Origin of the sequence: Sporichthya brevicatena (genome assembly GCF_039525035.1) — a bacterium.
GTDB classification, from domain to species: Bacteria; Actinomycetota; Actinomycetes; order Sporichthyales; family Sporichthyaceae; genus Sporichthya; species Sporichthya brevicatena.
Map to the genome: position 1 here is coordinate 68,443 of NZ_BAAAHE010000001.1, position 26,267 is coordinate 94,709.

The window sequence follows — 26,267 nt, forward strand, 5'->3', positions numbered from 1 at the left end:
GGTAGTTCCGGATACTGACACCGGATCACCGAGCCGCCCACCTGCGAGAACAACCCCGTTTGCCACTACGCTGCGGGAGGAAGAGGAGGCGTGCCGTGGACGACATGATTCGTAAGGCGCCGCTGTTCTCGGCCCTCGACGACGAGGCCGCCGGGGCACTGCGTCGTTCGATGGCGGAGATCAACCTCGGTCGCGGCCAGGTGCTGTTCCGCGAAGGGGACGCCGGCGACAAGCTCTACGTGGTCGCCGACGGCAAGGTGAAGCTGGGCCGCACGTCGAGTGACGGCCGCGAGAACCTGCTGGCGATCCTCGGCCCGGGTGAGATGTTCGGCGAGCTCTCGCTGTTCGACCCGGGCCCCCGGACGGCCACCGCCACCGCGGTCACCGACACCCAGATCTTCGCGCTGGGGCACACCGAGCTCACGACGTGGGTCTCCGGCCGTCCCGAGGTGGCGCTGTCGCTGCTCAAGCAGATCTCGTCGCGGCTGCGCCGCACGAACGAGGTCATCGGCGACCTGGTCTTCTCCGACGTCCCCGGCCGCGTCGCCAAGGCGCTGCTCGACCTGTCGAGCCGCTTCGGCGTCCAGTCCGACGACGGCGTCCACGTCGGCCACGACCTCACCCAGGAGGAGCTGGCCCAGCTCGTCGGCGCCTCCCGCGAGACCGTGAACAAGGCCCTGGCCGACTTCGCCGGCCGCGGCTGGATCCGCCTCGAGGCCCGCGCGGTCGTCCTGCTCGACCTCGAGCGCCTGAGCCGCCGCGCCCGCTGACCCGCGGACCCGCGGCGCCCCTGTCAAAAAAGGGTGACACCCCTTACTGCGGAGTAAGGGGTGTCACCCTTTCTTTTCCACCGGCCGGGGTCAGCGGCCGTCCGCGTAGGGGTTCGGGGGGACGGCGTCGGGGTCCTCGACGGGGACGCCGAGGAAGATCAGCTGCGCCTTGACCGACCACTCGGCGGCGGGCCAGAGGCTCCGGTCGACGTCCGCGTACACGCGCTCGACCACCTGACGCGGGGTCACGTCCCCGGCGTCGACGGCGGCGCGGACCTGTTCGAGCCGTTGCCGACGGTGCGTCAGGTAGTAGTCGATCGCGGCGACGGCGTCGGGGAGGACCGGGCCGTGGCCGGGGTAGACGGTGTCGACGGCATCCCCCGCGAGGGCGGCGAAACGCTCCAGCGAGGCGAAGTAGTCCCGGAGGACGCCGTCGGGCGGGATGACGACCGTCGGGCCTCGGCCGAGGACCATGTCGCCGGTGAGGATGGCGCGGTCCGCCGGGAGCAGGAACGTCATGGAGTCCGAGGTGTGGCCGGGCGTGTGGAGCACCCGGATCTCGAGGCCGTCGACCTGAATCACGTCGCCCTCCGCGAGGGAGGTGACGCCGTCCCCGAACCGGACGTCGGGGTCGGCGGCGCGGACCGGCGCTTCGGCCATCCGGGCGAACATCACCGCCCCCTCGACGTGGTCGTGATGACGGTGCGTCGCGAGGACGGCGGCGACCGACCGGCCGCCCTCGGTCGCGGCTGCGAGCACCGCGGCGAGGTGCGCCTCGTCGGCCGGACCGGGGTCGACGACGACGCTGGCGCGGGAGCCGGGCTCGGCGAGCACCCAGGTGTTGGTGCCCTCCAGCGTCATCGGGCCCGGGTTCGGGGCGAGCACGCAGCGGGCGCGGGGCGAGAGGACACCGCCGGTCCAGGGGGTGGCGAACGGGTCGGTCACGAGCTCAGTCCAGGGGAGAGACGTAGTCGGCGTCACCGGGCAGGACCATGAACAGCTCGTCGTCCCGGATCACGGCGTGGGGCACCAACGGCGCGATCTCGCGGTCGGCCGCCGCGGCCATCGCGTCGGCGACGGTGGCGTAGCGGCCGATCTCGGCGAGGCTGATCAGCGTCGGCGGCATGATCGACATGTCGCCCTCCTTCCACCGCTCGATCGCGGCGTCGGGGCGGACCCACTCGACCTGGTCGGCCTCCTCGTTGAACTCGCGTGTCACCTGCCCGGCCGGCAGCGCGGCGACGAAGAAGCGCGTGTCGAACCGGCGCGGCTCGAACACCGGCGTCACCCAGTGCGCCCACGGCACGACGAGGTCCGCGCGGACGACGAGACCGCGTCGGGACAGGAAGTCCGAGAACGACAGCTCGCGGTTGATCAGCGCGACGCGGTCGGCCTCCCAGTCCGGGCCCGAGGTGTCGGCGACGACGGTTTCGGCGTCGGGCCCGGCGAGCAGGACACCGGACTCCTCGAACGTCTCCCGGATCGCGGCACAGACCAGGGCCCGCGCGAGCGGCTCCGGGGCGGCGAACAGCTTGCCCCAGTGGCTCGGGTCGGGGCCGATCCACTCGACGTCGATGGACTCGTCCCGTTCGTCCACCGAGCCGCCGGGGAACACGTACTGGCCCGACGCGAACGCCATCGTCGCCTGCCGACGCAGGACGTAGACCTCCACGCCGGCGGCCGTGTCCCGCAGCAGGAGAACGGTCGCGGCGTCGCGGGCCGGGGCCATCTCGGTGCGGCCCTCCCACAGGTCCTCGACCTGGGCGACCCGCTTGAGCGGCAACTTGCGGGTCCCGAGGAGAGCGCGGAACTCAGGCGGGACGACGGTCATCCCGAGATGTTACGCGGGGCCGATCAGGCCGCCGGGCCGTGGCCGGTGATCGGGCAGACGCCCTGCTCGGCGGCGAGGCGCCGGGCCTCGGTCTGCCGGGCGACGGGGCACCCCGCACCCCGCGGCACGAAGGCCGGTGTCCGCTCGGTCGTGTCGTAGTACCGGTGGAAGACCCCGGTCGCGGAGCCCGACATCGGCGGCACGAGCCAGGACCAGTCACCGGGCACCGAGCGACCGGCCTTCTCCTCACGCTCGAGGTGCATGAGGAAGCGCTCGGACTCGGTGTGGTGGTCGGTGATCGTCACGTCGGCCATCGTGAAGCTGTGCAGCACCGCGACGTTGAGCTCGAGCAGCGCGCGGTCCTTCCACAGCGTCCGCTCGGTCGAGGTGTCGAGGCCGAGGCGGCGGGCGATGCCCGGCAGCAGGTCGTACCGGTCGGTGTCGCCGAAGTTCCGTGACCCGATCTCGGTCCCGAGGTACCAGCCGTTGAACGGCGCGGCGGTGTAGGTGATGCCACCGATCCGCAGGTCCATGTTCGAGATCGCCGGGACGGCGTGCCAGCGCAGCCCGAGCTCGGCGAACCACGCGTGCTGCGGGTGCTCGATCGGCACCTCGAGGATCGCGTCGCGCGGGATCTCGAAGACGTGCGGCGGGCCGGTCGGGCCGTCGATCACCAGCGGCAGGATGTCGAACGCGCTGCCCTCACCGAGCCAGCCGAAGCGCTCGACGGCGCGCGTGAACTCGACCTGGGCCGGGTCACCGATGACCGAACCGTCGACGGCGCGGTAACCGGCGTACCGGATCATCTGGTCGTTGCGGATGCGGACGCCGCGCCGGCCCGGGGCGGGTGGGGCGAAGATCGTGATCGTCGGGCGGATCTTGCCGCCGTTGGTCGCGAGCTGCAGGTGCTCGATGCACTCGGAGAAGACCTCGTACGGGTCGGTGACGTCGCGCCGGTCCCGGACGACGAGGCTCTTCCAGTAGAGGCGGCCGATGCAGCGACTGCTGTTGCGCCAGGCCACCCGCGCACCGAAGGCGAGCTCGTCCTCGGTGTGGGCGTAGGTGCCGTAGCGGTTCAGCTCGTCGGCGACCTCGACCATCCGCCGGTGCAGCGAGCCCGGGGCGTCCGGGTTCTCCGCGTAGTACTGGCGGAAGAAGTCGTGCGCCTCATGGATGTCGACGCCCGGGAAGTCGTCCTCGACCCCGCGCGCGCCCGTCGGCGTCTCCTGCTCCGGGATCACCGGGTTGCGGAACAGCCGGGAGATCCGCGGCATCCCGCGACGGTCCTGATCCGCAGTCAGCGACATAGGGCGAAACCTGGCCAATCGGGCATGCAGCGACGCCGTTGCCGACGCCCTGGGTGTCTTCAGTGCCCAGGTATGACGCCACCCGTCGGGGGGTGGTTCCGCCCCTCGGAAGGGTCGCCCGACGCATCCACCGTTCGGCGGAGAGCTACCGGCCCAAGCCGGACATCACCCGACTTCGGCGACGATCTCGATCTCGACCGGGGCATCCAGGGGCAGCGAGGGCACCCCGACGGCCGCGCGTGCGTGGGCGCCCGCGTCGCCGAAGACCTGGCCGAACAGCTCACTGGCACCGTTGACCACCTGCGGGTGCGCGGAGAACTCCGGGCCGCAGGCGACGAAGCCGGTGACCTTGACGATGCGGGTGATCCGGTCGATCCCGTCGGCCTCGGCGGCCGCGGCCGCGATCGCGTTCAGCGCGGCCCGCTGGGCGAGTCCGTGCGCCTGCTCGACCGAGACCTCCGCGCCGACCTTCCCGGTCATCAGCAGCTTGCCGTCGGCGATCGGGAGCTGGCCGGAGACGTAGACGAGGTTGCCGGTCCGCACGGCCGGGACGTACGCGGCGAGCGGCTTGGCGACCTCCGGCAGCGCGAGCCCGAGCTCGCGCAGCTTCTCCAGCCGCGCGCTCACGACTTCCCCGCCGACAGGGGCCGCTTGAAGTAGGCGACGAGCTGCTCGGCGTTCGGGCCCGGGACGACCTGGACCAGTTCCCAGCCCTCGGCCCCGAAGTTGTCGAGAATCTGCTTCGTCGCGTGGATGAGCAGCGGCGCGGTCATGTACTCCCAGGTCTGCATGGCGGCAAGCCTAGGCCCGGGGTGTGATGGGGCCGACCCGCCTGGGGGCGGCGCAGGTCCCGGGCGTTGTCTACGCTTTTGGGGTGCCCCAGCCGTCCGCTGCACCCTCGCCGTGGGCGGGGGTGGAACTCCACGTCGTGACCGGCAAGGGCGGCACGGGGAAGACCACGGTCGCCGCCGCGCTCGCGATGGCCCTGGCCGCCGAGGGCGGCCGGACCCTGCTGGTCGAGGTCGAGGGCCGCGGCGGGATCGCCCAGCTCTTCGACACCCCGCCCCTGCCGTACGCGGAGACCCGGATCGCGGTCGCACCGAACGGCGGTGAGGTCTACGCGCTGCCGATCGACCCCGAAGAGGCGCTGCTCGAGTACCTCGAGATGTTCTACAAGCTCGGCCGCGCCGGCCGGGGTCTGCGCCGCCTGGGCTTCGTCGACTTCGTGACGACGATCGCGCCGGGCCTGCGGGACGTCCTGCTCACCGGCAAGGCCTACGAGGCGGTCGGCCCGCGGCGCGGGGGGCGCCAGGAGTACGACGCCGTCGTCATGGACGCGCCGCCGACGGGCCGCATCGGCAAGTTCCTCAACATCAACACCGAGGTCGCCGGGCTGGCCAAGGGTGGCCCGGTGCACAACCAGGCCGAGTCGATCATGCGGCTGCTGCGCTCCCCGCGGACCGCCGTCCACTTCGTGACGGTGCTGGAGGAGATGCCGGTTCAGGAGACCCTCGACGGCATCACCGAGATCTCCGGGATCGGCCTGCCGGTCGGGTCGGTGCTGGTCAACATGGTCCGCTCCCCCGCCCTGCCGCCGGCCGCGCTGGAGGCCGCCCGCGCCGGCACGCTCGACCGCGCGTCGATCGGGGCGGCGCTGCGCAAGGTCGGCGTCTCCGCCGAGGACGCCCTGCTGGACGCGTTGCTGTCCGAGGCCGCCGAGCACGCCGAGCGCGTCGCGCTGGAGACCACCGAGCGCGCCGACCTCGTCGCGACCGGGCAGCCGGTGCTCGAACTGCCCTCCCTCGTCGAAGGCATCGACCTGTCCGCGCTGTACGACCTGGCGACGCTGCTGCGGGAGCAGGGCGTTCGGCGGGCGGACGCGCCCGCCTCCGGGGGGACCGCATGACCGCGCCGACGCTTGACATCGACGCCCTGCTCGACGACCGCGAGGTCCGCATCCTGGTCTGCTGCGGGTCCGGCGGCGTCGGCAAGACCACGACCGCCGCGTCCCTCGCGGTGCGCGCGGCCGAGCGCGGCCGGGACGTCGTCGTCCTGACGATCGACCCGGCCCGGCGCCTCGCGCAGTCGATGGGCCTGACCGAGCTCGACAACACCCCGCGCGTGGTGGAGGGGATCGACACCTCGGCGGGCGGGTCGCTCGAAGCGATGATGCTCGACATGAAGCGGACGTTCGACGAGATCGTCCTCGACCACTCGGACAGCGAACGCGCCCAGCAGATCCTCGACAACCCCTTCTACCAGTCGCTCTCCTCCTCGATGGCCGGGACGCAGGAGTACATGGCGATGGAGAAGCTCGGTCAGCTGCGCCGGAACACGGCGTGGGACCTGATCGTCGTCGACACCCCGCCGAGCCGGTCGGCGCTGGACTTCCTCGACGCCCCGAAGCGGCTGGGCAGCTTCCTCGACGGCCGGGTCATCCGGATCCTCGCCGCGCCCGCCAAGGCCGGCGGCCGCGGGATGTTCAAGATGGTGACGGCCGGGTTCAACATCGTCACGAACGTGATCACGAAGGTCCTCGGCGCCCAGCTCCTCAAGGACGTCTCGGCGTTCATCACCGCGCTCGACACGATGTTCGGCGGGTTCCGCGAGCGCGCCGACGCCACCTACAAGCTGCTGAAGAACCCGGAGACGCGCTTCATTGTCGTCGCCGCCCCGGAGCCGGACGCCCTGCGCGAGGCGTCCTACTTCGTGGAGCGGCTGTCCGAGGAACGCATGCCGCTCGCCGGCCTCGTCCTGAACCGGGTGCACCGCTCGGCGGCCGAGTCCCTGACCGCGTCCCGGTGCATCGCGGCGGCGGAGGACCTGAACGGGACCGAGAGTGCCGGCGCCGAGGGCGACGACGACCCGAGCCGGATCGCCGCCGGCCTGCTGCGCCTGCACGCCGATCGGATGAATGTGATCGCCCGGGAGCACCGGTTGACGGCGCGGTTCACCGGCGCCCACCCGGGCGTCGCGGTCGGCACCGTCCAGGCCCTGCCCGGCGACGTGCACGACCTCGACGCCCTGCGCTCGATCGGCACCGATTTGTCCGTCGCCGGGTAACCGTCGCCGTTATCGGTCGGTTAAACGCCGAAAGCGCACTTCTGCCAGTTCTTCTCGGCGGGAATTGCCGGCAGTTGTGCGCTTTCGGATAAATCTCTGCGACTGAACAGTCGCGGGCCTTGCCGTCAGATCGCCTCGGGCAGCTTGACCGGGTGACCGGAGAGCGCCTCGTCGCGGGCGGCCTCGAGCAGACCACGCCACGAGGTCACGTTCGGCCGGCGGCGCAGCAGCGCCCGGCGCTCACGCTCCGTCATTCCCCCCCAGACGCCGAACTCGACACGGTTGTCGAGAGCGTCGGCCAGGCACTCGGTCCGCACCGGGCAGCCCATGCACACGGCCTTGGCGCGATTCTGCGCCGCACCCTGCACGAACAGCTCGTCCGGAGCGGACTGCTTGCACCGGGCCCGCTGGGCCCACTCGTTGTCCCACATGTTCCGCACGTCCTTCCCCCTGGCGATCACGACCGGACGGGCCCCAGTCGCGTTGCGCCGAACGTGACCGTCTCAGATTACGGTCCGTGTCCAACAGACCCCGTTCGGACCAACGTCGCATAGTCCGGAAGGGCCACTGGGCACGAGTCGTTCGTGCAGCCTTGGACGCGGGTCACCCAGCCCTGGTTCCCGCGGATTTACGCAGCAGAAAGGTCCGACTTGGGCGGTATGTCCGATTCGCCCGGCGCGAATGTCATTGCTTTCTCAAGCGCCGTAGACGGGCGCATGGGGGAGCCGTTACGGATTCGCGTAGTCCGCCCGAGTAGTCACAGCTAACGGTTACATGAAGTAGCTGGATCCGGATCTTCTTCGCCGTACGCTTACGCGCATGAAGTTTCCGTGGGGGCGGCGTAAGAACAAGGCCGACACGCCGGTAGTCATCACACCGGCTCTCGGTACGTGGGGTGCGCCGAAGGAAGAAGCGAAGTCGGCGTACATCGCCGGCTTCCTCGGGGCATGTGTGCTCGCCGGCGCGATGGTCGCCGGCATGCTGCTGCCGCTGGTCGGGACCGGCGCCGTCGCGGCGAAGAAACTCGCCGAGGACTTCCAGGAGCTGCCGTCCGACATCGAGACGCGGCCGCCGGCGCAGGCGTCGGTCGTCCTGGCCGCGGACGGCACGCGCATCGCCACGTTCTACGACGAGAACCGCGTCGCCGTCCCGCTGGCCAAGGTCGCGCCGATCATGGTCAAGGCGATCCTCGCGATCGAGGACTCGCGCTTCTACGAGCACGGCGGCGTCGACCCCAAGGGCACGCTGCGCGCGCTCGTCAACAACTCCGACGGCGGTGGCCGTCAGGGTGGTTCGACGCTGACGCAGCAGTACGTCAAGAACCTGCTGATCCAGCTCTCCGACGGCGACCCGGACAAGATCGCCGCGGCGCGCGCCCCCACGATCAAGCGCAAGGTCCAGGAGCTGAAGTACGCCCTGGAGATCGAGAAGCGCATGACCAAGGACCAGATCCTGGAGAACTACCTCAACATCTCCTACTACGGATCCGGCGCCTACGGCATCGAGGCGGCCGCGCGTCGCTACTTCTCCAAGAGCTCGAACAACCTGACGCTCACCGAGGCCGCCATGCTGGCCGGCGCGGTGCAGAGCCCGGGTCGCTACGACGCGACCCAGTACCCCGAGGCCGCGAAGACCCGTCGGGACGTCGTCCTGACCCGTATGCGCGACGTCGGATTCATCACGACCGACCAGATGGTGAAGGCGAAGGCCGAGGACCTCGGACTGCGTGTGTCGCCGACCTTCAACGGCTGCACCCGTTCGCCCGTGCCGTTCTTCTGCGACTACATCACCAAGGTCATCCTCAACGACCCGATCTTCGGTGAGACCGAGCGTGACCGGTCGGACGTCCTGTCCCGTGGTGGTCTGACGATCCGTACGACGCTGAACATGCAGGCGCAGAAGGCCGCCGACACGTCGATGAAGTTCCACACGAACCCGACGGACAAGGTGGCCTCGGCGCTGGCGACCGTCGAGCCGGGCACCGGCAAGATCCTCGCGATGGCGATCAGCCGCGAGTACGGCACCGGTAAGGGCAAGACCGTCATCAACTACGCGACCGACTACAAGTACGGCGGCTCGCGCGGGTTCCAGAACGGCTCGACGCACAAGGTGTTCACGTCCGCGGCCGCGATCGCCGAGGGCTACGGCACCGAGTACAAGATCGACTCCCCGTTCCGCAAGGGCGGCTTCCCGCACCAGATGCGGTGCGACGGCAAGCGCGTCCCGGCCGACGGGTGGGCGCCGAAGAACTTCACCGACGAGGACACCGACGGTGTCTTCGGCAAGATCACTCAGCGCGAGGCGCTGCGTCGCTCGGTCAACACCTACTACGCGTCGCTCGAGGTCAAGGTCGGCCTCTGCGACGTCGTGAAGATGGCGGAGGCGGCGGGCATCCACCGCGCCGACGGCCAGCCGCAGTTCGAGTTCCTGCCCTACACCCTGGGCATCAACGAGATCTCGCCGCTGACGCTCGCGAACTCGTACGCGACGTTCGCGGCCCGCGGCAAGCGCTGCGACCCGATCGCCATCGAGTCCATCGCCGGCCGTGACGGCAAGGCACTGCCGGTGCCGTCGGCCAACTGCCAGCAGACGATCAAGCCCGAGGTCGCGGACGTCGTCGTGGACATGCTCCGCTCCGTCATGGAGAAGGGCGGCTACGGCTTCCGGATGCGCCTGTCGGACAACAACCCGTGCCTGTTGAAGAACCCGGTGGAGTGCATCCAGGGCGACCCGAACTCGGACCGCGCCGCGGGTGGCAAGACCGGGACGACCAACAACCAGATCGCGGTCTGGTACGCCGGAATGACGATGCAGATGTCGACGGCCGTGTGGGTCGGTAACCCCGACGACTACGGCTTCATCATGGACGACATCAACATCGGTGGCTTCTACCGCGCGGCCGTCTCCGGCAGCCGCGTTCCGGGGCCGATCTGGCGGGACATGATGATCCCGGCGCACAAGGGTCTGCCGAAGCTGAACTTCCACCCGCCGTCCAACAAGTGGCTGCGCGGCACGAAGGGCCCCGGCGAGGTCGGTCCGGGTCGCATGACCTACAAGTCGGGCGACCTGAACACCCCGAAGGCCGGCGACCCGATCCCCGCGGCCAAGCCGAACAACAACACGAACCGGAACAACAACAAGAACAACAACAAGCAGAACCAGAACAACCAGAACCAGCCGCAGAACCAGCCGGCGCAGAACCAGCCGGCGAACCCGGTTCGCGAGCAGAACTGAGCACCTGACCAGCAGCAGACGAAGGCGTCACCCGGCCCGGGTGGCGCCTTCGTCGTTGCGTGCCGCACCATGGAAGACGTGCTCCCCTCCGGCGTACTCGCCGCCGCCTCGCGCCGTCCGATCGCCACCGCGATCGCCGGAACGGCTGCGCTGGGCACCGCGTGCCTGGCCTACGGCGCCGGCTACGAGGTGCGGGCCTTCACGCTGCGGCGGGTCACGGTGCCCGTGCTCCCGCCCGGTCAGCGCCCCCTGCGCGTCCTGCAGGTCTCCGACCTTCACATGACCCCGGACCAGGCCCGCAAGAAGGCCTGGGTGCGTTCGCTGGCCGCGCTGGAGCCCGATCTGGTCGTCGACACCGGCGACAACCTCGCCCACCCGGAGTCGGTGCCGCACGTCCTCGACGCCCTCGGCCCGCTGCTGGAGCGGCCCGGGTTGTTCGTGTTCGGCTCGAACGACTACTACTCGCCGAAGCTCAAGAACCCGGCGAAGTACCTGTGGGAGCGGCGGTCGAAGCCGATGCCCCGCCCGATCGACCTCCCCCACGGCGAGCTCCGCGACGCCCTCTCGGCCGCGGGGTGGGAGTACCTCGGCAACGCCCGGACCCGGCTCAAGCTCGACGGGCGCGTGCTCGACGTCGTCGGCGTCGACGACCCGCACGTGAACCGGGACCGCTACAACGCCGTCTCCGGTCCCGCCGACCCGGCCGTGGACCTGTCGGTGGGCGTCGTCCACGCCCCGTACCGGCGCGTCCTGGACGCGATGACCGCCGACGGCCACCAGCTCCTGATCGCCGGCCACACCCACGGCGGCCAGCTCCGGGTCCCCGGCCTCGGCGCGCTCGTGACCAACTGCGACCTCGACCGCTCCCGCGCCCGTGGCCTGTCCCGCTACCCGTCCTGGCGCAACCCCTCCGCCCCCTGGCTCCACGTCTCCGCCGGCCTCGGGACCTCCCCGTTCTTCCCGATCCGGTTCTGCTGCCGCCCCGAGGCCACCCTCCTCACCCTCGTCGCCCGCGACGCCTGACCCCAGCCCCGCTCCCCGGTTCGAAGCATCGGTCCGGGCCAGATACACTCGCCTGGCACGAATTCGGGGTGTAGCGCAGCTTGGTAGCGCGCTTCGTTCGGGACGAAGAGGTCGTGGGTTCAAATCCCGCCACCCCGACTCGCAAAACCGCAGGTCAGAGGCCCTTTCCCGATTCGGGAGGGGGCCTCGAACTTGTCCTGCGGCACCAGAAAAGCATCAAGAGGCATCAGAAAGGCATCAGAAGGAAGCGGCTCAGCGCCTGCTCGAGGCCCGCGCCGGTCGCGATCTTGATGGTCGCGCAAGCCGCTGACCTGCACGTTTGCGTCGTGCATGCTCCGAACGCACTTGTCAACGAGGCCGAGGTCGTCGGTGACCTCTTCGCACAGGGCGAAGCGTGCTTACAACCCAGAGCACGGAATCTGACGTCCCGTCACATAGTCGGGGATCACCCGGTCACCCGGTCCCTAGGGTTGGGCCTGCCTGCAGGTGGGGTCTGTGCCTTCCCCGCTCGGGTTGGGCGCTGCTGCAACATGCCAGAGATCGCGAGCTTGTCCCGCTGCGTTGAGAGTAGGTATCAGAGCAGGAGGAAAGCTGCAGGTCAGACCATCTTTCGAGCGTTTAGAGACTTGGTCTATTCGGAATGTAGCGTCCAGTAGGCGCGGGGATCCTTCGGGCTGTTTCCCACCCAACGGATGACTCCGGCGTCGCGCAGCGCGGCGAGCTGGCGGATTACCACTGGACGCGAGCGGCCGGTCGCTTCGGCGAGCTCGCCGGTGCTGATGCGCCCGGCCTCGCGAATCATGCGGACCACGCCTCGCGAGCCCGGCGGAAGTCTCGACTCGAGTTCGCGATCGACCGGGGTCGAGGACAGGGTGAGTCGGACACTGCCGGCGGTTTGGACGTACTCCGGGTCGGCCAGCCCGGCCAAGCGCATCTCCTCGAACATCCGCCGGACACCCTCGCCCAGTTCCTGACCAAAGCTGAGGTCGGCGCAGACGCGGGCGATGCGCGGATTGCGGGCGAACCGGGTGATGTGCAGGGGATCGGAGGTGTCGGCAATCCCGGGAAACCGACCGGGGCTTTCGACCTCGATGCGGTCGTCGAAAATCTCGACGCGGATGTGGTCCCCCGAGATGCTGTAACTGCGGTGCACAGCGGCATTGACCACGGCTTCGAGCCAAGCGTCTTCAGGCACGAGCCCGACCTTCTCGAACTTGCCGCTTCGCCCGAGCGCTCGGCGGGTCGGGAGATGCTCCAAGATCTCGGCACGCGCAACGGCCAACTGCTGGGGGATCGGACCACCGATGCGGCGGTCGTGCAAAAGCTGTTGGCGCGCCCCGGTGCCCCGCTCGGTGCCGCGGTAGCGCAGCACACGAACACCGGCCTCCGGAAACCAGCGCTGCGGCTCCTGGGCGAAGAGCAGAACCGCGGCTGCGGTCAGCCGGCCGGCCCGGTCGGTGAGACCCCGAGCGGAGAGCAGGCGAAGCGGGTCAGGGTGATTGACCGCGGCGGCATAAGAGGCCAGGAGTGCATCGTCAAGATCGGCCGGCTCCGAATCGCGGACGAGCGTGCTCTCGTAGGTCGATTGACCCTTGTCGTAGAGCAGCTCCTGACGCTGCGCAAAGGTAAGCCTCCGAGTCTCGTCCCCCACCCGGAGATAGACCTCGTCCCGGCGATTCGCGTGCACCTGTTGGCTGGTCTCGACATCGAAGACCACCAGTCGATTCGCAACCCCCGCATCGTCGATGCAGTCCACCAGCCGGGAACGGCACGGCACGGCAGGAGTCGTGAAATCCAAGGCTGCCTGTTGCCAGGCGGACAAGCTCTTGGGCGCCGCACCCCCGATGCCTTCGACAGTCCCGTTCCACAAGCCGACGACGATGATCCCGCCCTCGGCGTTCGCGAACGCGATCATCGCGTCGGCGAGGTCTCGTGCCGTCACCCGCGCGCTCTTGCGCTCGAACCATTGATCCTCGCGCGCTTGGAGCAGCGCCCGCCCGCGATCCGAGACTGGCTGGGCCAACGCCTGCTCGACCACCACTGTAGACATGGACTTACTCTAAAGTATTTAGAGTAAGTCTGTCGCGGCTTGGACGCATCAAAAAGACATCAAGCGGTCCGACACCAGTCGGCATCGTCCGGCACCGGTCAACACGAACGCCCTGCTCAGCGCCATGATCCGGCACCTGCCGGTACCCGCCGATGCCTTGTATCCGCGTTCGGGACGAAGAAGTCGTTGGCTCCGTGGCCCCTCGGATTTTAGGAGCTGGAGCCCCTCGGTTTTTGGGAGGAGGACCCCCTCGGTTTTTGGTAGGTTCGGGGTATGGAACCGGTGACTCCGCACCTGCATCCGAGGCGCGTCACGCCGCTCCTCGTCGCGCTTGCGGCGGTTGAGCCCGTCATCGCGCTCCACGGTCCGCGCTCGGTGGGCAAGTCGACGGTGCTCCGAACGTTCGCGGCGAGCCGAGACGTTCCAGTGATTGACCTCGACGACGTCGCTGTCCGCGACGCCGTCCAGGCCAATCCCACGCTCACCGCTTCCGGTCAGACACCGCTGTGCGTCGACGAGTATCAGCACGCCCCGGAGATCCTCGATGCGATCAAGGCACGTCTCAATCAGCCACCGACGTTGGCGGGAACCGCTGTCCTCACCGGGTCAACGCGGCAGGACGCGCTGCCGTCCACCGCACAATCGCTGACCGGCCGGATCCATCGCATCAACATCTGGCCGCTGTCTCAGGGCGAGCTGCACGGCGCTCACGAGAACCTCATCGAGTCACTCCGAGCGGACCCGGTCAGGACGCTTGCGGTTCACCCGAGCTCGTCGACGACGCGCGGTGAATACATCGAGCGCATCACTGCCGGCGGGTTCCCGCTCGCAGTCGTCCGTCGGGATACTGACCGCAATCGTTGGTTCGACAACTACGTCCGCGACTCGATCCTCAGAGATGCAACGGAACTCCAGCGCATCCGCCAACGCCAGCTCGTAGCCGACCTTCTCGATCGCCTCGCGGGGCAGACGGCACAGGTGCTCAATCTCTCCAAGCTCAGCGACAGCCTCGGCGTCGATCGCAAGACAGCCGAAGAACACTTGAGGTTGTTGGAGGACCTGTTCCTCGTCGTGCGTCTTCCCGCATGGGGGACGACACTTCGGGCTCGCGCGACGTCGAAGCCCAAGATTCACGTCGTGGACTCCGGTCTCGCCGCACGCCTCCTCCGGATCACTCCGGCCAAGATGGCTCGGCTCGACCCGACCGTGCTAACCGAGTTCGGACATCTCCTCGAGACGTTCGTGGTGGGCGAGCTCCGCAAGCACGTCTCGTGGATCGACGAGCCGGTCAGTACCGGCCACTGGCGCACCCATGACAAGGACGAGGTCGACTTCGTCATCGAATTCGACGACGGGGACGTACTCGCCTTCGAGGTGAAGTCAGGCGAACGGGTCATCGAGAACGACCTCAGGGGGCTGCGGAAGCTGCGGGAGGCATTGGGCAGTCGTTTCGTCGCCGGCGTCGCCTTCAGTACCGGCACACGGTCCTACACCGCGGAGGATCGCATTCACGTCATGCCGGTCGACCGGTTGTGGCGAACGGTGGACCTGACGTGAGCGGGCCTGCAGCACGATGAGCGAGGACGCACTCCTTCGCCAGCTGGCCGAACTCCGACAGGAGAACGAGCGGCTGAAGAAGCTGCTGCGCCTTACCAAGCTCGAGGCCGACGCCGCGGCAGGAACGCAGACGGCGTGGTTCGACCGAACACCCGGACCGGTGACCGCGAGTTCATCACCGGAGGCCAAAGTCGCGTTCTACTCCGCGCTGTTCGGAGCCCGCCGCGACGTGTACTCCATCCGATGGGAGAACGAACGCCTCGGCAAGTCTGGCTGGATGCCCGCAGTCGAGGGAGGCTGGAGCAAGGGCAAGAAAGATAATCCGCGCTACCTCCCCTTGACGCCCGACGTCGTGGCCGCCCATCTGCGCGGCTCACTGCACATCGGCCTGTATCCGATGCTGTCGGGCGATGAGACGTGCTGGCTCGCGGCGGACTTCGACGGGGCGGCCGCGATGCTGGATGCCCTCGCGTACCTCAAGGCAGCACGCGCACTCGGAGCACCGGCTGCACTGGAGGTCTCGCGCTCGGGGGTCGGTGCGCATGTGTGGATCTTCTTCACAGGTCCGGTCCCAGCGGCCACGGCCCGCCAACTCGGCACTGGGCTCATCCGGGAAGCGATCGCCCTTCGCGGCCGCATGGACCTCGGTTGCTACGACCGCCTCTTCCCGTCGCAGGACACGGTGCCGGTCGGACGTTTCGGCAATCTGATCGCCGCGCCCTTGCATGGGGTCAGCCGACGAGAGCACGGCACCACCGTGTTTCTCGACCTGGCCACGCTGGAGCCGTACGACGATCAGTGGGAGTACTTGTCGACTCTCGACCGCCTGAAACCGAAACAGGTCACGGCGATCGCTGGTCGACTTCGCGAACCGACGGTCGGCGTCAAGGTTCAGCGGCTCTACACGACAGCAGCAACGAAAACCCAGCCGCGGGCGTCGACGCGTGTGCACCTCACCCTGGATGGCGGTGTTCGTCTGCCGAGTAAGGAACTGACGCCGGCTCAGTACTCGACCCTCAAGCACGCCGCGTCAATGTCGAACCCAGACTTCCACGACCGGCAGCGCCGTCGGCAGTCGACGTGGAACATCCCGCGCTTCATCCAGTCCTTCGACGAGACCCTCGACGGCCAGCTGGTCCTGCCACGCGGCCTCCTCGACACCGTCGCCCGCGTCATCGACGAACCTGGCAGCAAGGTCGAGATCGACGACCAGCGTTCCGGCGGGACCCAGAGCGACGTCACGCTCACCGTCGAACTGACCTCGGCGCAACGTGTTGCCGTTGAGAATGCGCTCCCGCACGATCTCGGAGTGCTCGTCGCCCCACCGGGCTCGGGCAAAACCGTCATGGCCTGCGCAGCCATTGCCGAGCACGCCGTCTCCACCCTGGTGCTCGTGGACCGCAAGACCCTCGCGGACCAATGGCGCAGCCAGATCCAGTCGCTCCTCGGAGTGAAGCCCGGCCAGCTCGGCGGAGGCCGTTCGAAGCTCAGCGGCATCGTCGACGTCGCGACACTTCAGACCCTCGCGCGACGCGACGATCTCGACGACAAGCTCGCCGGATACGGCCTGGTCGTCGTCGACGAATGCCACCACATCCCCGCTGCGGCCTTCGAGGCAGCCGTTCGCACCATCCCGGCCCGGCGCTGGCTCGGCCTCACCGCGACGCCATACCGGCGCGACCAACTCAACGACCTCATCGCTTTCCAACTCGGTCCCGTCCGGCATGAGTTCGGTCCTGCCGAAAGCGGGACACTGGAGAGCTCAGCCGCCAACAGACCCGAACCCGTCCTGGTGGTCCACCCGACAGACTTCGCATGCGAGTCGCCGATCGACTTCTCCGTCCCCGGCGCCATCGCTGGCGTCCATCGCGCCCTGGCTGAGGACGAGTCACGAAACACCCAGATCATCTTGGACGTCTGCGAAGCGTTGGCCCGCGACCGCAACTGCCTCGTGCTCGCCCAACGCACTGGACACGTCGACCACTTGGCCGAACTACTCAAGGCCGCCGGCCATGACGCGGTCGTTCTCAAAGGCGGGATGGGAGCGAAAGCACGAGCCGCTGCGATGAAGCGATTGCAGCTCCAGGAAGACGGACAGCCCCTTCTCGCCGTCGCCACCGGAAGCTTCGTCGGCGAAGGATTCGACTGCCCCGCCCTCGACACGCTCTTCCTCGCCGGGCCGGTCTCCTTCAAGGGCAGGTTGGTGCAGTACGCCGGACGAGTCCTACGCGCCCACCCCGGCAAGGTCACCGCCGAAGTCCACGACTACCACGACGCGAACGTCCCCGTTCTCGCCGCCGCTTTGGCGAAGCGCGCCCCCGGCTACCTCAGTCTCGGCTTCCCTGACCCACGTCGTCAGTGACCTCGGCGGGGCCCGCCGAGACGGCAACCTCCACGACGTCTCGAGTCATCGAAAAGGCATCAGAACACTCAGCAACCGGTGCCAACCTTCGACACCAGCCGACACGAACGCCGAGCTCAGCGGCAGGATCCGGCTCCGGCCGACAGCGGATAACGCGTTGCATCCGCGTTCGGGACGAAGAGGTCGTGGGTTCAAATCCCGCCACCCCGACAGAGAAATTGCAGGTCAGAGGCCCTCTCCGCCCGGAGGGGGCCTCCGCCGTCTCCGGGGTCGGGTGCCCCGGCCCCGGGGCCTCGACCCGTCACCTCGGGCGCGCCGCCGACGGGTCGGGGCCCCGAGCCTCTCGCCGCGGACCCCGGGGCCTCCACGGGTCAGGCGCGCGGCGCATTGCCTTCCCCTCGGGATATCGCGAATGACCGGCGTCACATGATCGCGATCACGACCGGCACGCAAACCTGACTACCAATCAGATTGCTTCGGTCAAAGGAATACCGCGGCACCCGTTGACGTTCCTCCCACAACGAAGACGAGACAGGGGAGGAAGCGATGACCACCAGCGTCGACCACAACCTGATCCGGACCACGGAGCGGACCGTCGACCCGAGCGCGCCGCCCCGGCCGCCCACGGTCTTCGGTCGACAGAGCGAGTGGTCCGTCGTCCTGCGGGGCTACGCCCTGGCCTGGGAGGCGGTGCACTCCTCCGTCGACGGCGCCCCCGCCGAGGCGACGATCCGGAAGCTCCTCACCGGGACCGGCCCGGCCCGCCGGGAGATCCTGCGGATGGCCCACGACTATCTCGCGTTCACCGATTTCGGGGTCCCGAACGCGGCCCAGGTCGACGCCCTGCTCAACGTCGAGAACGCCCTCGGCCGACTCGGGCACCACGAGCGGAGGTCCAGGGCGAGCCGCCGGCTCGGCCGGGTCCGGCAGTGGGCGGCCGCCCTCGCGAGCCCGTTCCGCCCGACCGGCCACCGCCGCCGGCGCCACCGCACCGCCTGATTCCTCGTGAGCGGGCCCTCAGAGTCAGCTCAGAGAACACCAGGCCCGCCCCCTTCCCGGGGGCGGGCCTATGTGCAGCCAGGTCAGGTGAGCGCGGGCTCCCGGGTGGAGCCGGTGCCGGCCGCCGCGGCGGAGGCGGCGGACTCGGGCTCGTCGCCCTCCATGGCCTCCTTGAGGAGCTGGCCGCGGGAGATGTCGCGGACCTGGTCCTCGGGCTTGGCGACGAGGAGGGAGAGCATCCAGACCACGTAGAGGGCGAGGGAGAAGGTGACCGCGGCGGCGATGTGGGTGCCGAAGCGGTTCATGCCGTCCTGGTTGAGGGTGATCCACATCGGCCAGCCGATGCCGGCGTTCACGACACCGTCGGCCATGGGGATGATCGGGACGACACCGAGAATCCGCCACCCCGTCAGATGCGGCTTCAGCTTGTAGATGACCGCGCCGGCGAGCATCGGCATCAGCGGGTTCATCAGCGTCCACCACAGCGGGAGACCCCAGAAGTCCAGCGGCTGCGGGCCGTAGTACTTGTACGCGCCCATGAGGACGCCGGGGCTCTCCAGGAAGATGTTGACGAAGACGTCGGTCAGGTAGAGGGCGAACATCCCGCGCTTGGTGATGCCGGCGGAGTAGAGCCGGTAGGCGATGTAGGCGAGACCGCCGACGTACCACGTGTAGACGAACGGGATGAACAGCGGCATCTCACGATCCATCAGCGTGTACGTGTGCATGGCCGCGCCGAACTTGATGTAGCAGAGGCCCATCGTGTCGACGATCGGCTCCCAGATGCACGCGATGAGCCCGCCGAGCAGGCACACGAGCAGCAGCGGCTGCCGGTGCTTCACCACGTGCCGGAGCCCGTACGCCAGCAGGAGCACGACCGGGATGCCGAGGAAGATCGTGAACAGGACCTCCGGCGTCAGGGGCATCTCGTCGGTCGGGTGCTGCGGGATCGCCGCGATCATGCGAACCGCCCTCTTCTGAAAGTTGACTGCAAAATCGGACTCACTGTTTCATTTCAGACTGAGCGTGTCAATCGCCCGAACCCTCCGTACGCTGGGTGACCATGGCGAGCCCCGAGTCCGAACCGCGACGCGTCGACCCCGCGGTCCTCGAAGCTCGCCGCGCGCGGCGGCACGACAAGGTCGTCGCCCGGATGCTGGGCGTGGTGGAGGGCCTGCTCCGTGAGCAGGACAGCTACCTGGACCTGAGCGTCGAGCAGATCATCGAGGCCGGCGAGATGTCCCGCTCGACCTTCTACCGGTACTTCGACGACAAGGTCGACCTCATCGTCGCCCTGGGCGATCGCGCGATGGCCGAGATCATCGCCGAGGCGCAGAACATCTGGGGCCTTCCGCCGGGCGCCTCACGGGAGCAGGTCGCGGCGGCGGTGCGCACGACGTTCGACGCCTACCTCCCGCACACCCAGCTGCTCTCCGCGGTCCTCGAGGTCTCCACCTACGACAAGCGCGCCCGCGACCACTTCGGCGAGGTCTACGCCCTCGCCCAGCGGGGCCTGGCCGAGCACATCCGCGCGGGCCAGCAGGCCGGCTCGGTCCGCCCGGACCTACATCCCATGGAGACCGCCGGCTGGCTCACCTGGATGGTCGAGCGCGGCATCGTCCAGCTCACCTCCGACGCGAACGCCGCCCAGCTCGACCGCATCTACGACAGCCTCGTCGCCGTCATCTGGCACACCCTCTACGGCACCTGAGCTCTCCACGGGACCTGAGCCGCCGTGGGCGTGGCCCGCGAGATCGACCGAGCTCAACAGGAACGTCCCCAGCACGGCGCCGATCAGGCACAGCGCCGCGCCCAGGCCGGCCGACAGGGTCACTCCGTCGATGAAGGCCTGTCGACCGCTCTCGAGCAGCTGCGCTCCGACGTCCGCGGGTAGCTCGGCGGCGGTGTTCAACGCGCTGCCGAGGCTCTCGCGGGCCGCGTCCTCCTGCTCCTCGCTCATCCCGGCGGGCATGTCGATCTGACGCCGGTACAACGCGATGCCCGCCGTTCCGACGAGACCGATGCCGAGCGCGAGACCGAACTCGTTGCCGGTCTCGGACAGGGCACCGGCGCCGCCCGCGCGCTCCTCCGGTGCGGAGCCGAGAATCAGGTCGGCGCAGAGCGCGAACATCGGGCCGGCCCCGAGCCAGAGCAGGCCGTACCCGAGCAGCACCACGGTGAGCCGGTCGTTGCCGGGGCTCGTCAGCAGCACCATCCCGACCGCGGCGATGGCGCACCCGCCCCCGATGAGGTGCGCGGGGTGCACCTTCTTCGCCAGCTCGGGCCCAGCCATCGTCGCGACGATCCCGGCGAGCGTCGGGACCAGCAGCCAGGCGCCGGCCTCCAGCGCCGAGTACCCGAGCACCAGTTGCAGGTGCTGGCCGATGAAGAACTGCGTCCCGCCCAGCGCGAGCACGATGATCGTCTGGGTGCTCAGCGCACCGCTCACGCGCGGGTTCTTCAGCAGCGCGAGGTCGAGCAGCGGGTCCGTCAGGCGCGTCTGCCGCCGGATGAACAGCGCCACGAGCGCGAGGCCGAGCAGGATCGCACCGATCGCCTGGCCGTCCACGCCCTTCTCGGCGATGTGCTTCAGGCCCCAGATGACGCCGATGACGCCGGCGATCGAGAGCGCGACGGAGGCGAGGTCGATCCGGCCGGCCTCAGTGTCCTTGGCCTCCGGCAGCAGGATCGGGCCGAGGATCAGGGCGGGGACCATGAACGGCACGGCGATCAGGAACACCCACTGCCAGCCGAGCCACTCGATGACCCCGCCGCCCACCACCGGGCCGAGCGCCATGCCGCCGAACCACGCCGCCGCCCAGACCGAGATCGCGGCCAGGCGCTGCTTCTCGTCGGAAAAGAGCGTGCGGATCAGCGAAACGGTCGACGGTGACAGCGCCGCGCCGGCGATGCCGAGCAGGGCCCGTGCGGCGATCAGCGCCTCGGCGGTCTCGGCCAGGAACGCCGCGACGGAGAGCAGACAGAAGGCCGTGGTGCCGATCAGCCACAGTCGCCGGCGGCCCATCCGGTCACCGATGGTCCCCATCGTGATGAGGAAGCCCGCGACCATGAAGCCGTAGGAGTCGACGATCCAGAGCAGTTCGGAACTGGTCGGCTCCAGGTCCTCCGACATCGGAGCAACGGCCAGGTGAAGCACCGTCATGTCGATGCCGACGATGAAGGCCGGGATGACGAGTACGACGAGTGCGAGCCACTCCCGGCGTCCGAACATCAGGCGTCGATCAACCTTCCGTTGAGGTAGTCGTCGTAGGCGGCGAGGTCGAGCAGGCCGTGGCCGGAGTAGCTGAAGAGGATGACCTTCTCCTCACCGGACTCCTTGGCGGCGAGGGCCTCGTCGATCGCGGCGCGGATGGCGTGCGAGGTCTCCGGGGCGGGGATCGAGCCCTGCGTCCGGGCGAACTGCACCGCGGCCTCGAAGACCTTGCCCTGCGGGTAGGCGACCGCTTCCATCCATCCGGCGTGGACGAGGTTGCAGATGATCGGCGAGTCCCCGTGGTACCGCAGACCACCGGCGTGGATGGGCGGCGGGATGAAGTCGTGGCCGAGGGTGTGCATGAGCAGCTTCGGCGTCATGCCGGCGACGTCACCGAAGTCGTACTCGTAGGTGCCCTTGGTCAGGGTCGGGCACGACGCCGGTTCGACCGCGACCAGGCGCACGCCCTCGTTGCGGTCGGGGACGAACGGCAGCGCGATGCCGCCGAGGTTCGAGCCGCCGCCGCAGGAGCCGATGACCACGTCCGGCAGACCCTCCCCGGCCTCGGCGAGCTGACGCTTGGCCTCCAGGCCGATGACCGTCTGGTGCAGCAGGACGTGGTTGAGCACCGAACCGAGCGCGTAGTGGGTGTCGGCGCGGCCGACGGCGTCCTCGACCGCCTCGGAGATCGCGATGCCGAGCGAGCCGGTGTGCTCCGGGTTCTCCTTGAGCAGTTGGCGGCCGAACTCGGTGAGGTTCGACGGCGACGGGACGACCTGCCCGCCCCAGGTCTCCATCATCACGCGGCGGTACGGCTTCTGCCGGTAGCTGGCCGCGACCATGTAGACCTGGCACTCGAGCCCGTAGAGCTGCGAGGCGAAGGAGACCGCGCTCCCCCACTGACCGGCGCCGGTCTCGGTCGCGATCCGGGAGATGCCCTCAGCCTTGTTGTAGAACGCCTGCGGCACGGCCGTGTTCGGCTTGTGCGAGCCGGCCGGCGAGACCGACTCGTCCTTGTAGTAGATCCGGGCCGGGGTGCCGAGGGCCTGCTCGAGCCGGGTCGCGCGGACCAGCGGCGTGGGCCGCCACAGGGACAGGACGTCGAGCACCTCGGCCGGGATCGGGATCCACTCCTCGGCGGAGACCTCCTGGCCGATCAGCGCCATCGGGAACAGCGGGGCCAGGTCGTCCGGCCCGACGGGCTCCCCCGTACCGGGGTGCAGCGGCGGCGCCAACGGCTCCGGCAGGTGGGGGGCCACGTTGAACCACGCCTGCGGAATCTGGTCGGAACCGAGCTGGTAGCGCATGCCGTCACCTTCCTCGCGGGGCCGTCGGGCCCCAACGTACGGTGCAGACCGTGGGGGGCGCGAGAGCGAGAGCCGAGATGCGGGCCGGGGCGGCGGCGATGGCCCCGATGCTCATCGGCGTCATTCCGTTCGGGCTCGTCGCCGGCACCACGCCGGCCGCGGTCGGGATGGACTGGGAGGCCGCGCTCGGGTTCTCGATCATCCTGTTCGCGGGGGCTTCGCAGCTCGCCGCGATCGACGTGCTCTCCCGGGACGGCTCGGCTCTGCTCGCGGCCGTCGTCGCGTGGACGATCAACCTGCGGATGCTGCTGTACTCCGCCTCGCTCGCGCCGTACCTCGCGCACGAGTCGTTCCGGAAGCGGATGGGCGCGTCCTACCTGATGGTCGACCAGAACTACGCGCTCTGCGTCACCCGATGGGCGGAGGGCAAGGGCGACCCCAAGGGCCGCGCGTGGTTCTTCATCGGGGGTGGGCTGCTGCTGTGGTCGGCCTGGCAGCTCGCCACCCTGGCCGGCGCGCTCCTCGGCGAGACCCTGCCCGACGAGCTCCCGCTCGACTTCGCGGTGCCGCTGGTCTTCCTCGTCCTGCTGATCCCGGCGATCAACTCGCGGCCGGCCGCGGTGTCCGCCGTGGTCGGCGGCGCGGCCACGGTCGCCACGGTGGAGATGGGCGCCGGGTCGCTGTCAATCGTCTGCGGCGCAGTCGCGGGCATCGTCGGCGGCGTCGTCACCGAGATCGTCCTGCACCGCCGGGCCCCGAGCGGTCCACCCGAGCCGCTGGAGGACCTCGGATGAGCCGCACCTGGGCGGCCATCGTGCTCGCCGGCATCGGGACGTTCGCGATGCGCGCGTCGTTCCTCGCGCTCGCCCACCGGTTGAGCGAGGTCCCGCCGTGGGCGCAGCGCATCCTGCGTCAGATCCCCCCGGCGGCACTCGCGGCGCTGGTGATCCCCGCCCTGGTCCGGCCGCACGGGGAGATCGACCTGTGGCAACCCCGCCTCGCCGCCGGCCTGCTCGCCGCCCTCGTCGCGTGGCGGACGAAGAACGTGGCCCTGACGCTGGTGATCGGGATCGGCGCGCTGATGCTGTTTCAGGAGTTCTGAGTTCGGTCCTGACGCGACGTCAGGCGGGCACGGGAACGACGGTGGTGATCGCGCGCAACCGCATCGCGGCCTTGGTGTCGACGGCGCCGTGGATGGTGACCGCCGTCCCGCCCTCGACCTCGGCGAACTCCAGGTGCGCGGTCTTCGTCCGGCGGACGAACGGCAGCAGGATCGGGAGCAGGAAGGCCCAGCCCGGCGTGTGCTTGATCGTGCGGGCGACGTACCCGCCCTCCGGGGACCACTCGACGACGACGCGGCCCGGCGCCTGCAGGGCGTACCCGGTGGCGCTGATCGCCTCGCGGAACGGCATCGGCACCACGTAGGTACGGCCTTCCATCTGGTCCAGGCTCGACAGGATCGACCAGTGCCCCACGACGTCTCCTCGTCCTCGAGGTCCCGAGGCTCCAGTATTCAGGACCGGCGCCGTCCCGGCACGCTCTCCAGCGCCGCGCGGCCGGGGCCGGTGACGACGAACATCAGGCTGAGCAGTCCGATCGCGAGCACGCACTCCGGACCGTTGCCGTCCATCGAGTACAGCGCGCTGGTGTGGACGTAGTACCAGGCTCCGCCCATGTTCAGCGCCATCAGCGCCCCGACCGTACGGACCCCGACGCCGAGCAGCAGCGCGAGGGCGCCCACGGACTCCAGGGCCAGGTTGAACCGGGCGGAGAGCTCGGGGAACGGGATGCCCATCGCGTCGAACGCGCGGACCGTGCCGCCGACCCCGTCGAGGTAGTCCCACGTCACCTTCACGTGCCAGAACATCAGGACCGCGAGACCGATCCGGGCGACGACCAGGATCGCGTCCCGGCCCATCTCCTCCGTCTGGGCCCGTCGCGTGGCCGACCCCGTCGTCAGCTCCGGATTTGCGTTGTCGAGTGCCATTGCCGTCTCCTTGTCCCCGAGTCGTCACCGACCTCCGGGAACTCGTCCCGCGAAGTAGGTCGTCGTACGGGTAGACGGCGGAGACCGGGGTAAGTCATCGGTCCGGGGCGGGCCAGTTGTGTGTGGGAGGGGTTTCATGCGGGCGGTGCGGGTGCTGCTTGCCCTCGGCGTCGCCCTCGGCACCCTCACCTGGGTCGGCGCGGCGGACGCGGCGCCACGGTTCGCACCCGCCGGCTCGATCGGCCATGACGTGTCGTACCCGCAGTGCGGCAAGAAGCTGCCCGTCGGCGCGTTCGGCATCGTCGGCGTCAACGGCGGCCGGACGTTCTCGCGCAACCCGTGCCTCGCCGAGCAGTACTCGTGGGCGAAGAGCCTGCCGTACCCCGCGATGGTCTACGTCAACACCGGCAACCCGGGGAGCAAGAGCACGTACTGGCCGAAGTCCGGGGCGAAGGAGGGCGGCGCGCGCTGCGTCACGTCCTCCTCGGCGTCGGACGCCGGGTGCGCGTACATCTACGGCCGCCGCGCGGCCGAGTCGGCGCTGTCCGTCGCGGCCGAGGCCGGGGTCACGAAGAAGACGACGTGGTGGCTGGACGTCGAGAAGGCCAACAGCTGGGACGGCAACGGCGTCGCCAACACCGCCGCACTGCAGGGGATGTTCGACCACCTCCGGGCGAACGGCGTCTCCCAGGTCGGCCTCTACTCGACCCTGAAGCACTGGCCCGACATCACCGGCGGCTTCACCCGGACGACGGCCGCGGGCTACCGCAGCGAGTGGGCGGGCCGGTTCACCGCGCAGTACTCGATGGAGTCCGCCCCGGTCTGGGTCGCCGGCGCGACGGCGAAGAACGCCGCCTCGCGCTGCTCGCTGACCTTCACGGGCAACTCGACCTCCCTCACGCAGTACGTGTCCAACAACCTCGACCACAACTACGTCTGCGGCAGCGCCAAGCCGACCCCGGCCGGCCCGCGCGCGTGCAAGCCCGGCGCCGGCATCCCCGCCGGGTACTTCGCGGTCTTCGGCACCCGTGGCAACGACCGCCTGAACGGCACCTCGAAGAAGGAGATCTTCTTCGGCGGTCCGGGCAACGACATCATCCGCGGCCGCGGTGGCAACGACATCCTGTGCGGCGGTCCGGGCAACGACAAGCTCTACGGCGGAAAGGGCAACGACGTCCTCGTCGGTGGCGACGGGAACGACACCCTGATCGGCAGTACCGGCCGGGACAAGCTCTACGGCAACAAGGGCCGCGACACCCTCAACGGTGGCCCCGGCCGCGACTCCTGCTCCCCCGGCCCCGGCTCCGACCCGAAGCCCCGCCGCTGCTGACCGCTCCCGACGGCTGCTGACCGCTGCTGACGACTGCTGACGACTGCTGACGACTGCTGACGACTGCCGACGACTGCTGACGGCTCCGCCTGTCGCTGTGAAGAAAGGGTGACACCCCTTACTGCGCAGTAAGGGGTGTCACCCTTTCTTCACGACGTACCTCTTTCGCGCGTACCCCAGGGGATGCGCGTCGGCTACATCTCCGCGACGAGGGCGGACCAGGTGAGGGGGAT

The 26,267-nt window shown here is 69.3% G+C and carries 23 protein-coding genes, 1 tRNA gene and 1 pseudogene; 13 read left to right on the plus strand and 12 right to left on the minus strand.

The features are described 5' to 3' along the window. Positions 1–95: 95 nt before the first annotated feature. On the plus strand, positions 96–770 hold the full coding sequence (locus tag ABD401_RS00325; RefSeq protein ID WP_019873972.1) for a cyclic nucleotide-binding domain-containing protein: 675 nt from the start codon (positions 96–98) through the stop codon (positions 768–770). A gap of 90 nt (positions 771–860) precedes the next feature. On the opposite strand, the gene ABD401_RS00330 is transcribed toward ABD401_RS00325, so the two are convergent. From ABD401_RS00330 to sp36, 5 genes are all read right to left on the minus strand, one after another. Beyond that, positions 861–1,715 carry an MBL fold metallo-hydrolase gene (locus tag ABD401_RS00330; RefSeq protein WP_344600380.1) on the minus strand — a complete coding sequence of 285 codons (855 nt, stop codon included), beginning with the start codon at positions 1,713–1,715 and terminating at the stop codon, positions 861–863. A gap of 4 nt (positions 1,716–1,719) precedes the next feature. Further along, on the minus strand, positions 1,720–2,601 hold the full coding sequence (locus tag ABD401_RS00335) for an NUDIX hydrolase (protein ID WP_344600382.1): 882 nt from the start codon (positions 2,599–2,601) through the stop codon (positions 1,720–1,722). A gap of 23 nt (positions 2,602–2,624) precedes the next feature. Then, positions 2,625–3,875 carry a nitric oxide synthase oxygenase gene (locus tag ABD401_RS00340; RefSeq protein ID WP_425566027.1) on the minus strand — a complete coding sequence of 417 codons (1,251 nt, stop codon included), beginning with the start codon at positions 3,873–3,875 and terminating at the stop codon, positions 2,625–2,627. Positions 3,876–4,073: 198 nt separating this feature from the next. Continuing rightward, a complete protein-coding gene (locus ABD401_RS00345; RefSeq protein ID WP_344600386.1) occupies positions 4,074–4,535 on the minus strand; it encodes a RidA family protein in 462 nt (153 codons plus the stop codon). After that, on the minus strand, positions 4,532–4,699 hold the full coding sequence (gene sp36, locus ABD401_RS00350; RefSeq protein WP_344600388.1) for a Sp36 family protein: 168 nt from the start codon (positions 4,697–4,699) through the stop codon (positions 4,532–4,534). The genes ABD401_RS00345 and sp36 overlap by 4 nt, the downstream gene beginning before the upstream one ends. An 83-nt stretch (positions 4,700–4,782) precedes the next feature. Here sp36 and bagA point away from each other — a divergent pair, with 83 nt between their 5' ends. After that, positions 4,783–5,814 (plus strand): ATPase BagA, encoded by a 1,032-nt coding sequence (bagA, locus tag ABD401_RS00355; RefSeq protein ID WP_344600390.1) that lies wholly within the window; start codon positions 4,783–4,785, stop codon positions 5,812–5,814. After that, on the plus strand, positions 5,811–6,971 hold the full coding sequence (bagB, locus tag ABD401_RS00360; RefSeq protein WP_344600392.1) for an ATPase BagB: 1,161 nt from the start codon (positions 5,811–5,813) through the stop codon (positions 6,969–6,971). Before bagA ends, bagB begins: the two co-directional genes overlap by 4 nt. Before the next feature lie 125 nt (positions 6,972–7,096). Here the strand turns inward: bagB and ABD401_RS00365 are convergent, their stop codons facing one another. Further along, positions 7,097–7,402: a WhiB family transcriptional regulator gene (locus ABD401_RS00365; protein ID WP_019873980.1), complete on the minus strand. Its 306-nt coding sequence runs from the start codon at positions 7,400–7,402 to the stop codon at positions 7,097–7,099. A 388-nt stretch (positions 7,403–7,790) separates the two neighbouring features. Here ABD401_RS00365 and ABD401_RS00370 point away from each other — a divergent pair, with 388 nt between their 5' ends. The 3 genes from ABD401_RS00370 to ABD401_RS00380 all read left to right on the plus strand — a co-directional run bounded on the left by ABD401_RS00370 (position 7,791) and on the right by ABD401_RS00380 (position 11,366). After that, entirely contained in the window at positions 7,791–10,205 is a 2,415-nt protein-coding gene (locus ABD401_RS00370; protein WP_344600395.1) for a transglycosylase domain-containing protein, read from the plus strand. Between the two features lie 78 nt (positions 10,206–10,283). Then, complete coding sequence (locus tag ABD401_RS00375) at positions 10,284–11,228, plus strand: metallophosphoesterase (RefSeq protein WP_425566028.1); 945 nt, start codon at positions 10,284–10,286, stop codon at positions 11,226–11,228. A 64-nt stretch (positions 11,229–11,292) separates the two neighbouring features. Then, a tRNA-Pro gene (locus ABD401_RS00380) sits at positions 11,293–11,366 on the plus strand. 493 nt (positions 11,367–11,859) lie between these two features. On the opposite strand, the gene ABD401_RS00385 is transcribed toward ABD401_RS00380, so the two are convergent. After that, a complete protein-coding gene (locus ABD401_RS00385) occupies positions 11,860–13,278 on the minus strand; it encodes an ATP-binding protein (RefSeq protein WP_344600399.1) in 1,419 nt (472 codons plus the stop codon). Positions 13,279–13,551: 273 nt separating this feature from the next. Here ABD401_RS00385 and ABD401_RS00390 point away from each other — a divergent pair, with 273 nt between their 5' ends. From ABD401_RS00390 to ABD401_RS00400, 3 genes are all read left to right on the plus strand, one after another. After that, on the plus strand, positions 13,552–14,835 hold the full coding sequence (locus tag ABD401_RS00390; protein ID WP_344600401.1) for an ATP-binding protein: 1,284 nt from the start codon (positions 13,552–13,554) through the stop codon (positions 14,833–14,835). Positions 14,836–14,851: 16 nt separating this feature from the next. Continuing rightward, entirely contained in the window at positions 14,852–17,197 is a 2,346-nt protein-coding gene (locus tag ABD401_RS00395; protein WP_344600403.1) for a TOTE conflict system archaeo-eukaryotic primase domain-containing protein, read from the plus strand. A gap of 546 nt (positions 17,198–17,743) precedes the next feature. Then, complete coding sequence (locus ABD401_RS00400) at positions 17,744–18,196, plus strand: hypothetical protein (RefSeq protein ID WP_344600405.1); 453 nt, start codon at positions 17,744–17,746, stop codon at positions 18,194–18,196. 83 nt (positions 18,197–18,279) lie between these two features. On the opposite strand, the gene ABD401_RS00405 is transcribed toward ABD401_RS00400, so the two are convergent. After that, entirely contained in the window at positions 18,280–19,158 is an 879-nt protein-coding gene (locus ABD401_RS00405) for a hypothetical protein (protein WP_344600407.1), read from the minus strand. Positions 19,159–19,349: 191 nt separating this feature from the next. On the opposite strand from ABD401_RS00405, the pseudogene ABD401_RS25150 reads away from it, so the two are divergent. Continuing rightward, positions 19,350–19,841: pseudogene (locus ABD401_RS25150) on the plus strand (TetR/AcrR family transcriptional regulator); the annotation flags it as partial. On the opposite strand, the gene ABD401_RS00415 reads toward ABD401_RS25150, so the two are convergent. Further along, positions 19,761–21,428, minus strand: a complete 1,668-nt coding sequence (locus ABD401_RS00415; RefSeq protein ID WP_344600409.1) for an MFS transporter — start codon at positions 21,426–21,428, stop codon at positions 19,761–19,763. The pseudogene ABD401_RS25150 and the gene ABD401_RS00415 overlap by 81 nt on opposite strands. Next, a complete protein-coding gene (locus ABD401_RS00420) occupies positions 21,428–22,717 on the minus strand; it encodes a TrpB-like pyridoxal phosphate-dependent enzyme (protein ID WP_344600411.1) in 1,290 nt (429 codons plus the stop codon). The genes ABD401_RS00415 and ABD401_RS00420 overlap by 1 nt, the downstream gene beginning before the upstream one ends. Before the next feature lie 50 nt (positions 22,718–22,767). Between ABD401_RS00420 and ABD401_RS00425 the strand changes: the two genes are divergently transcribed. Both ABD401_RS00425 and ABD401_RS00430 read left to right on the plus strand, forming a co-directional pair. Next, the gene (locus tag ABD401_RS00425) at positions 22,768–23,511 is read left to right on the plus strand and encodes an AzlC family ABC transporter permease (protein WP_344600413.1); all 744 of its coding nucleotides are present in this window, start codon (positions 22,768–22,770) and stop codon (positions 23,509–23,511) included. Further along, positions 23,508–23,819 (plus strand): AzlD domain-containing protein, encoded by a 312-nt coding sequence (locus ABD401_RS00430; RefSeq protein ID WP_344600415.1) that lies wholly within the window; start codon positions 23,508–23,510, stop codon positions 23,817–23,819. The genes ABD401_RS00425 and ABD401_RS00430 overlap by 4 nt, the downstream gene beginning before the upstream one ends. Before the next feature lie 19 nt (positions 23,820–23,838). Here ABD401_RS00430 and ABD401_RS00435 read toward each other — a convergent pair whose 3' ends face one another. Both ABD401_RS00435 and ABD401_RS00440 read right to left on the minus strand, forming a co-directional pair. Further along, positions 23,839–24,192 carry a hypothetical protein gene (locus ABD401_RS00435; protein ID WP_344600417.1) on the minus strand — a complete coding sequence of 118 codons (354 nt, stop codon included), beginning with the start codon at positions 24,190–24,192 and terminating at the stop codon, positions 23,839–23,841. 38 nt (positions 24,193–24,230) lie between these two features. Continuing rightward, a complete protein-coding gene (locus ABD401_RS00440) occupies positions 24,231–24,704 on the minus strand; it encodes a DoxX family protein (protein WP_344600419.1) in 474 nt (157 codons plus the stop codon). A gap of 136 nt (positions 24,705–24,840) precedes the next feature. Between ABD401_RS00440 and ABD401_RS00445 the strand changes: the two genes are divergently transcribed. After that, a complete protein-coding gene (locus ABD401_RS00445) occupies positions 24,841–26,034 on the plus strand; it encodes a hypothetical protein (RefSeq protein WP_344600421.1) in 1,194 nt (397 codons plus the stop codon). The last annotated feature ends 233 nt before the right edge of the window (positions 26,035–26,267 follow it).

Excerpts from the sequence above, each read along its gene's own strand:
- ABD401_RS00335 (WP_344600382.1), bottom strand. The coding sequence starts at position 2,601 with ATGACCGTCGTCCCGCCTGAGTTCCGCGCTCTCCTCGGGACCCGCAAG.
- ABD401_RS00340 (WP_425566027.1), bottom strand. The coding sequence starts at position 3,875 with ATGCCGCGGATCTCCCGGCTGTTCCGCAACCCGGTGATCCCGGAGCAG.
- sp36 (WP_344600388.1), bottom strand. The coding sequence starts at position 4,699 with ATGCAGACCTGGGAGTACATGACCGCGCCGCTGCTCATCCACGCGACG.
- bagB (WP_344600392.1), top strand. The coding sequence starts at position 5,811 with ATGACCGCGCCGACGCTTGACATCGACGCCCTGCTCGACGACCGCGAG.
- ABD401_RS00365 (WP_019873980.1), bottom strand. The coding sequence starts at position 7,402 with ATGTGGGACAACGAGTGGGCCCAGCGGGCCCGGTGCAAGCAGTCCGCT.
- ABD401_RS00370 (WP_344600395.1), top strand. The coding sequence starts at position 7,791 with ATGAAGTTTCCGTGGGGGCGGCGTAAGAACAAGGCCGACACGCCGGTA.
- ABD401_RS00385 (WP_344600399.1), bottom strand. The coding sequence starts at position 13,278 with ATGTCTACAGTGGTGGTCGAGCAGGCGTTGGCCCAGCCAGTCTCGGAT.
- ABD401_RS00390 (WP_344600401.1), top strand. The coding sequence starts at position 13,552 with ATGGAACCGGTGACTCCGCACCTGCATCCGAGGCGCGTCACGCCGCTC.
- ABD401_RS00395 (WP_344600403.1), top strand. The coding sequence starts at position 14,852 with ATGAGCGAGGACGCACTCCTTCGCCAGCTGGCCGAACTCCGACAGGAG.
- ABD401_RS00400 (WP_344600405.1), top strand. The coding sequence starts at position 17,744 with ATGACCACCAGCGTCGACCACAACCTGATCCGGACCACGGAGCGGACC.
- ABD401_RS00405 (WP_344600407.1), bottom strand. The coding sequence starts at position 19,158 with ATGATCGCGGCGATCCCGCAGCACCCGACCGACGAGATGCCCCTGACG.
- ABD401_RS00415 (WP_344600409.1), bottom strand. The coding sequence starts at position 21,428 with ATGTTCGGACGCCGGGAGTGGCTCGCACTCGTCGTACTCGTCATCCCG.
- ABD401_RS00420 (WP_344600411.1), bottom strand. The coding sequence starts at position 22,717 with ATGCGCTACCAGCTCGGTTCCGACCAGATTCCGCAGGCGTGGTTCAAC.
- ABD401_RS00430 (WP_344600415.1), top strand. The coding sequence starts at position 23,508 with ATGAGCCGCACCTGGGCGGCCATCGTGCTCGCCGGCATCGGGACGTTC.
- ABD401_RS00440 (WP_344600419.1), bottom strand. The coding sequence starts at position 24,704 with ATGGCACTCGACAACGCAAATCCGGAGCTGACGACGGGGTCGGCCACG.
- ABD401_RS00445 (WP_344600421.1), top strand. The coding sequence starts at position 24,841 with ATGCGGGCGGTGCGGGTGCTGCTTGCCCTCGGCGTCGCCCTCGGCACC.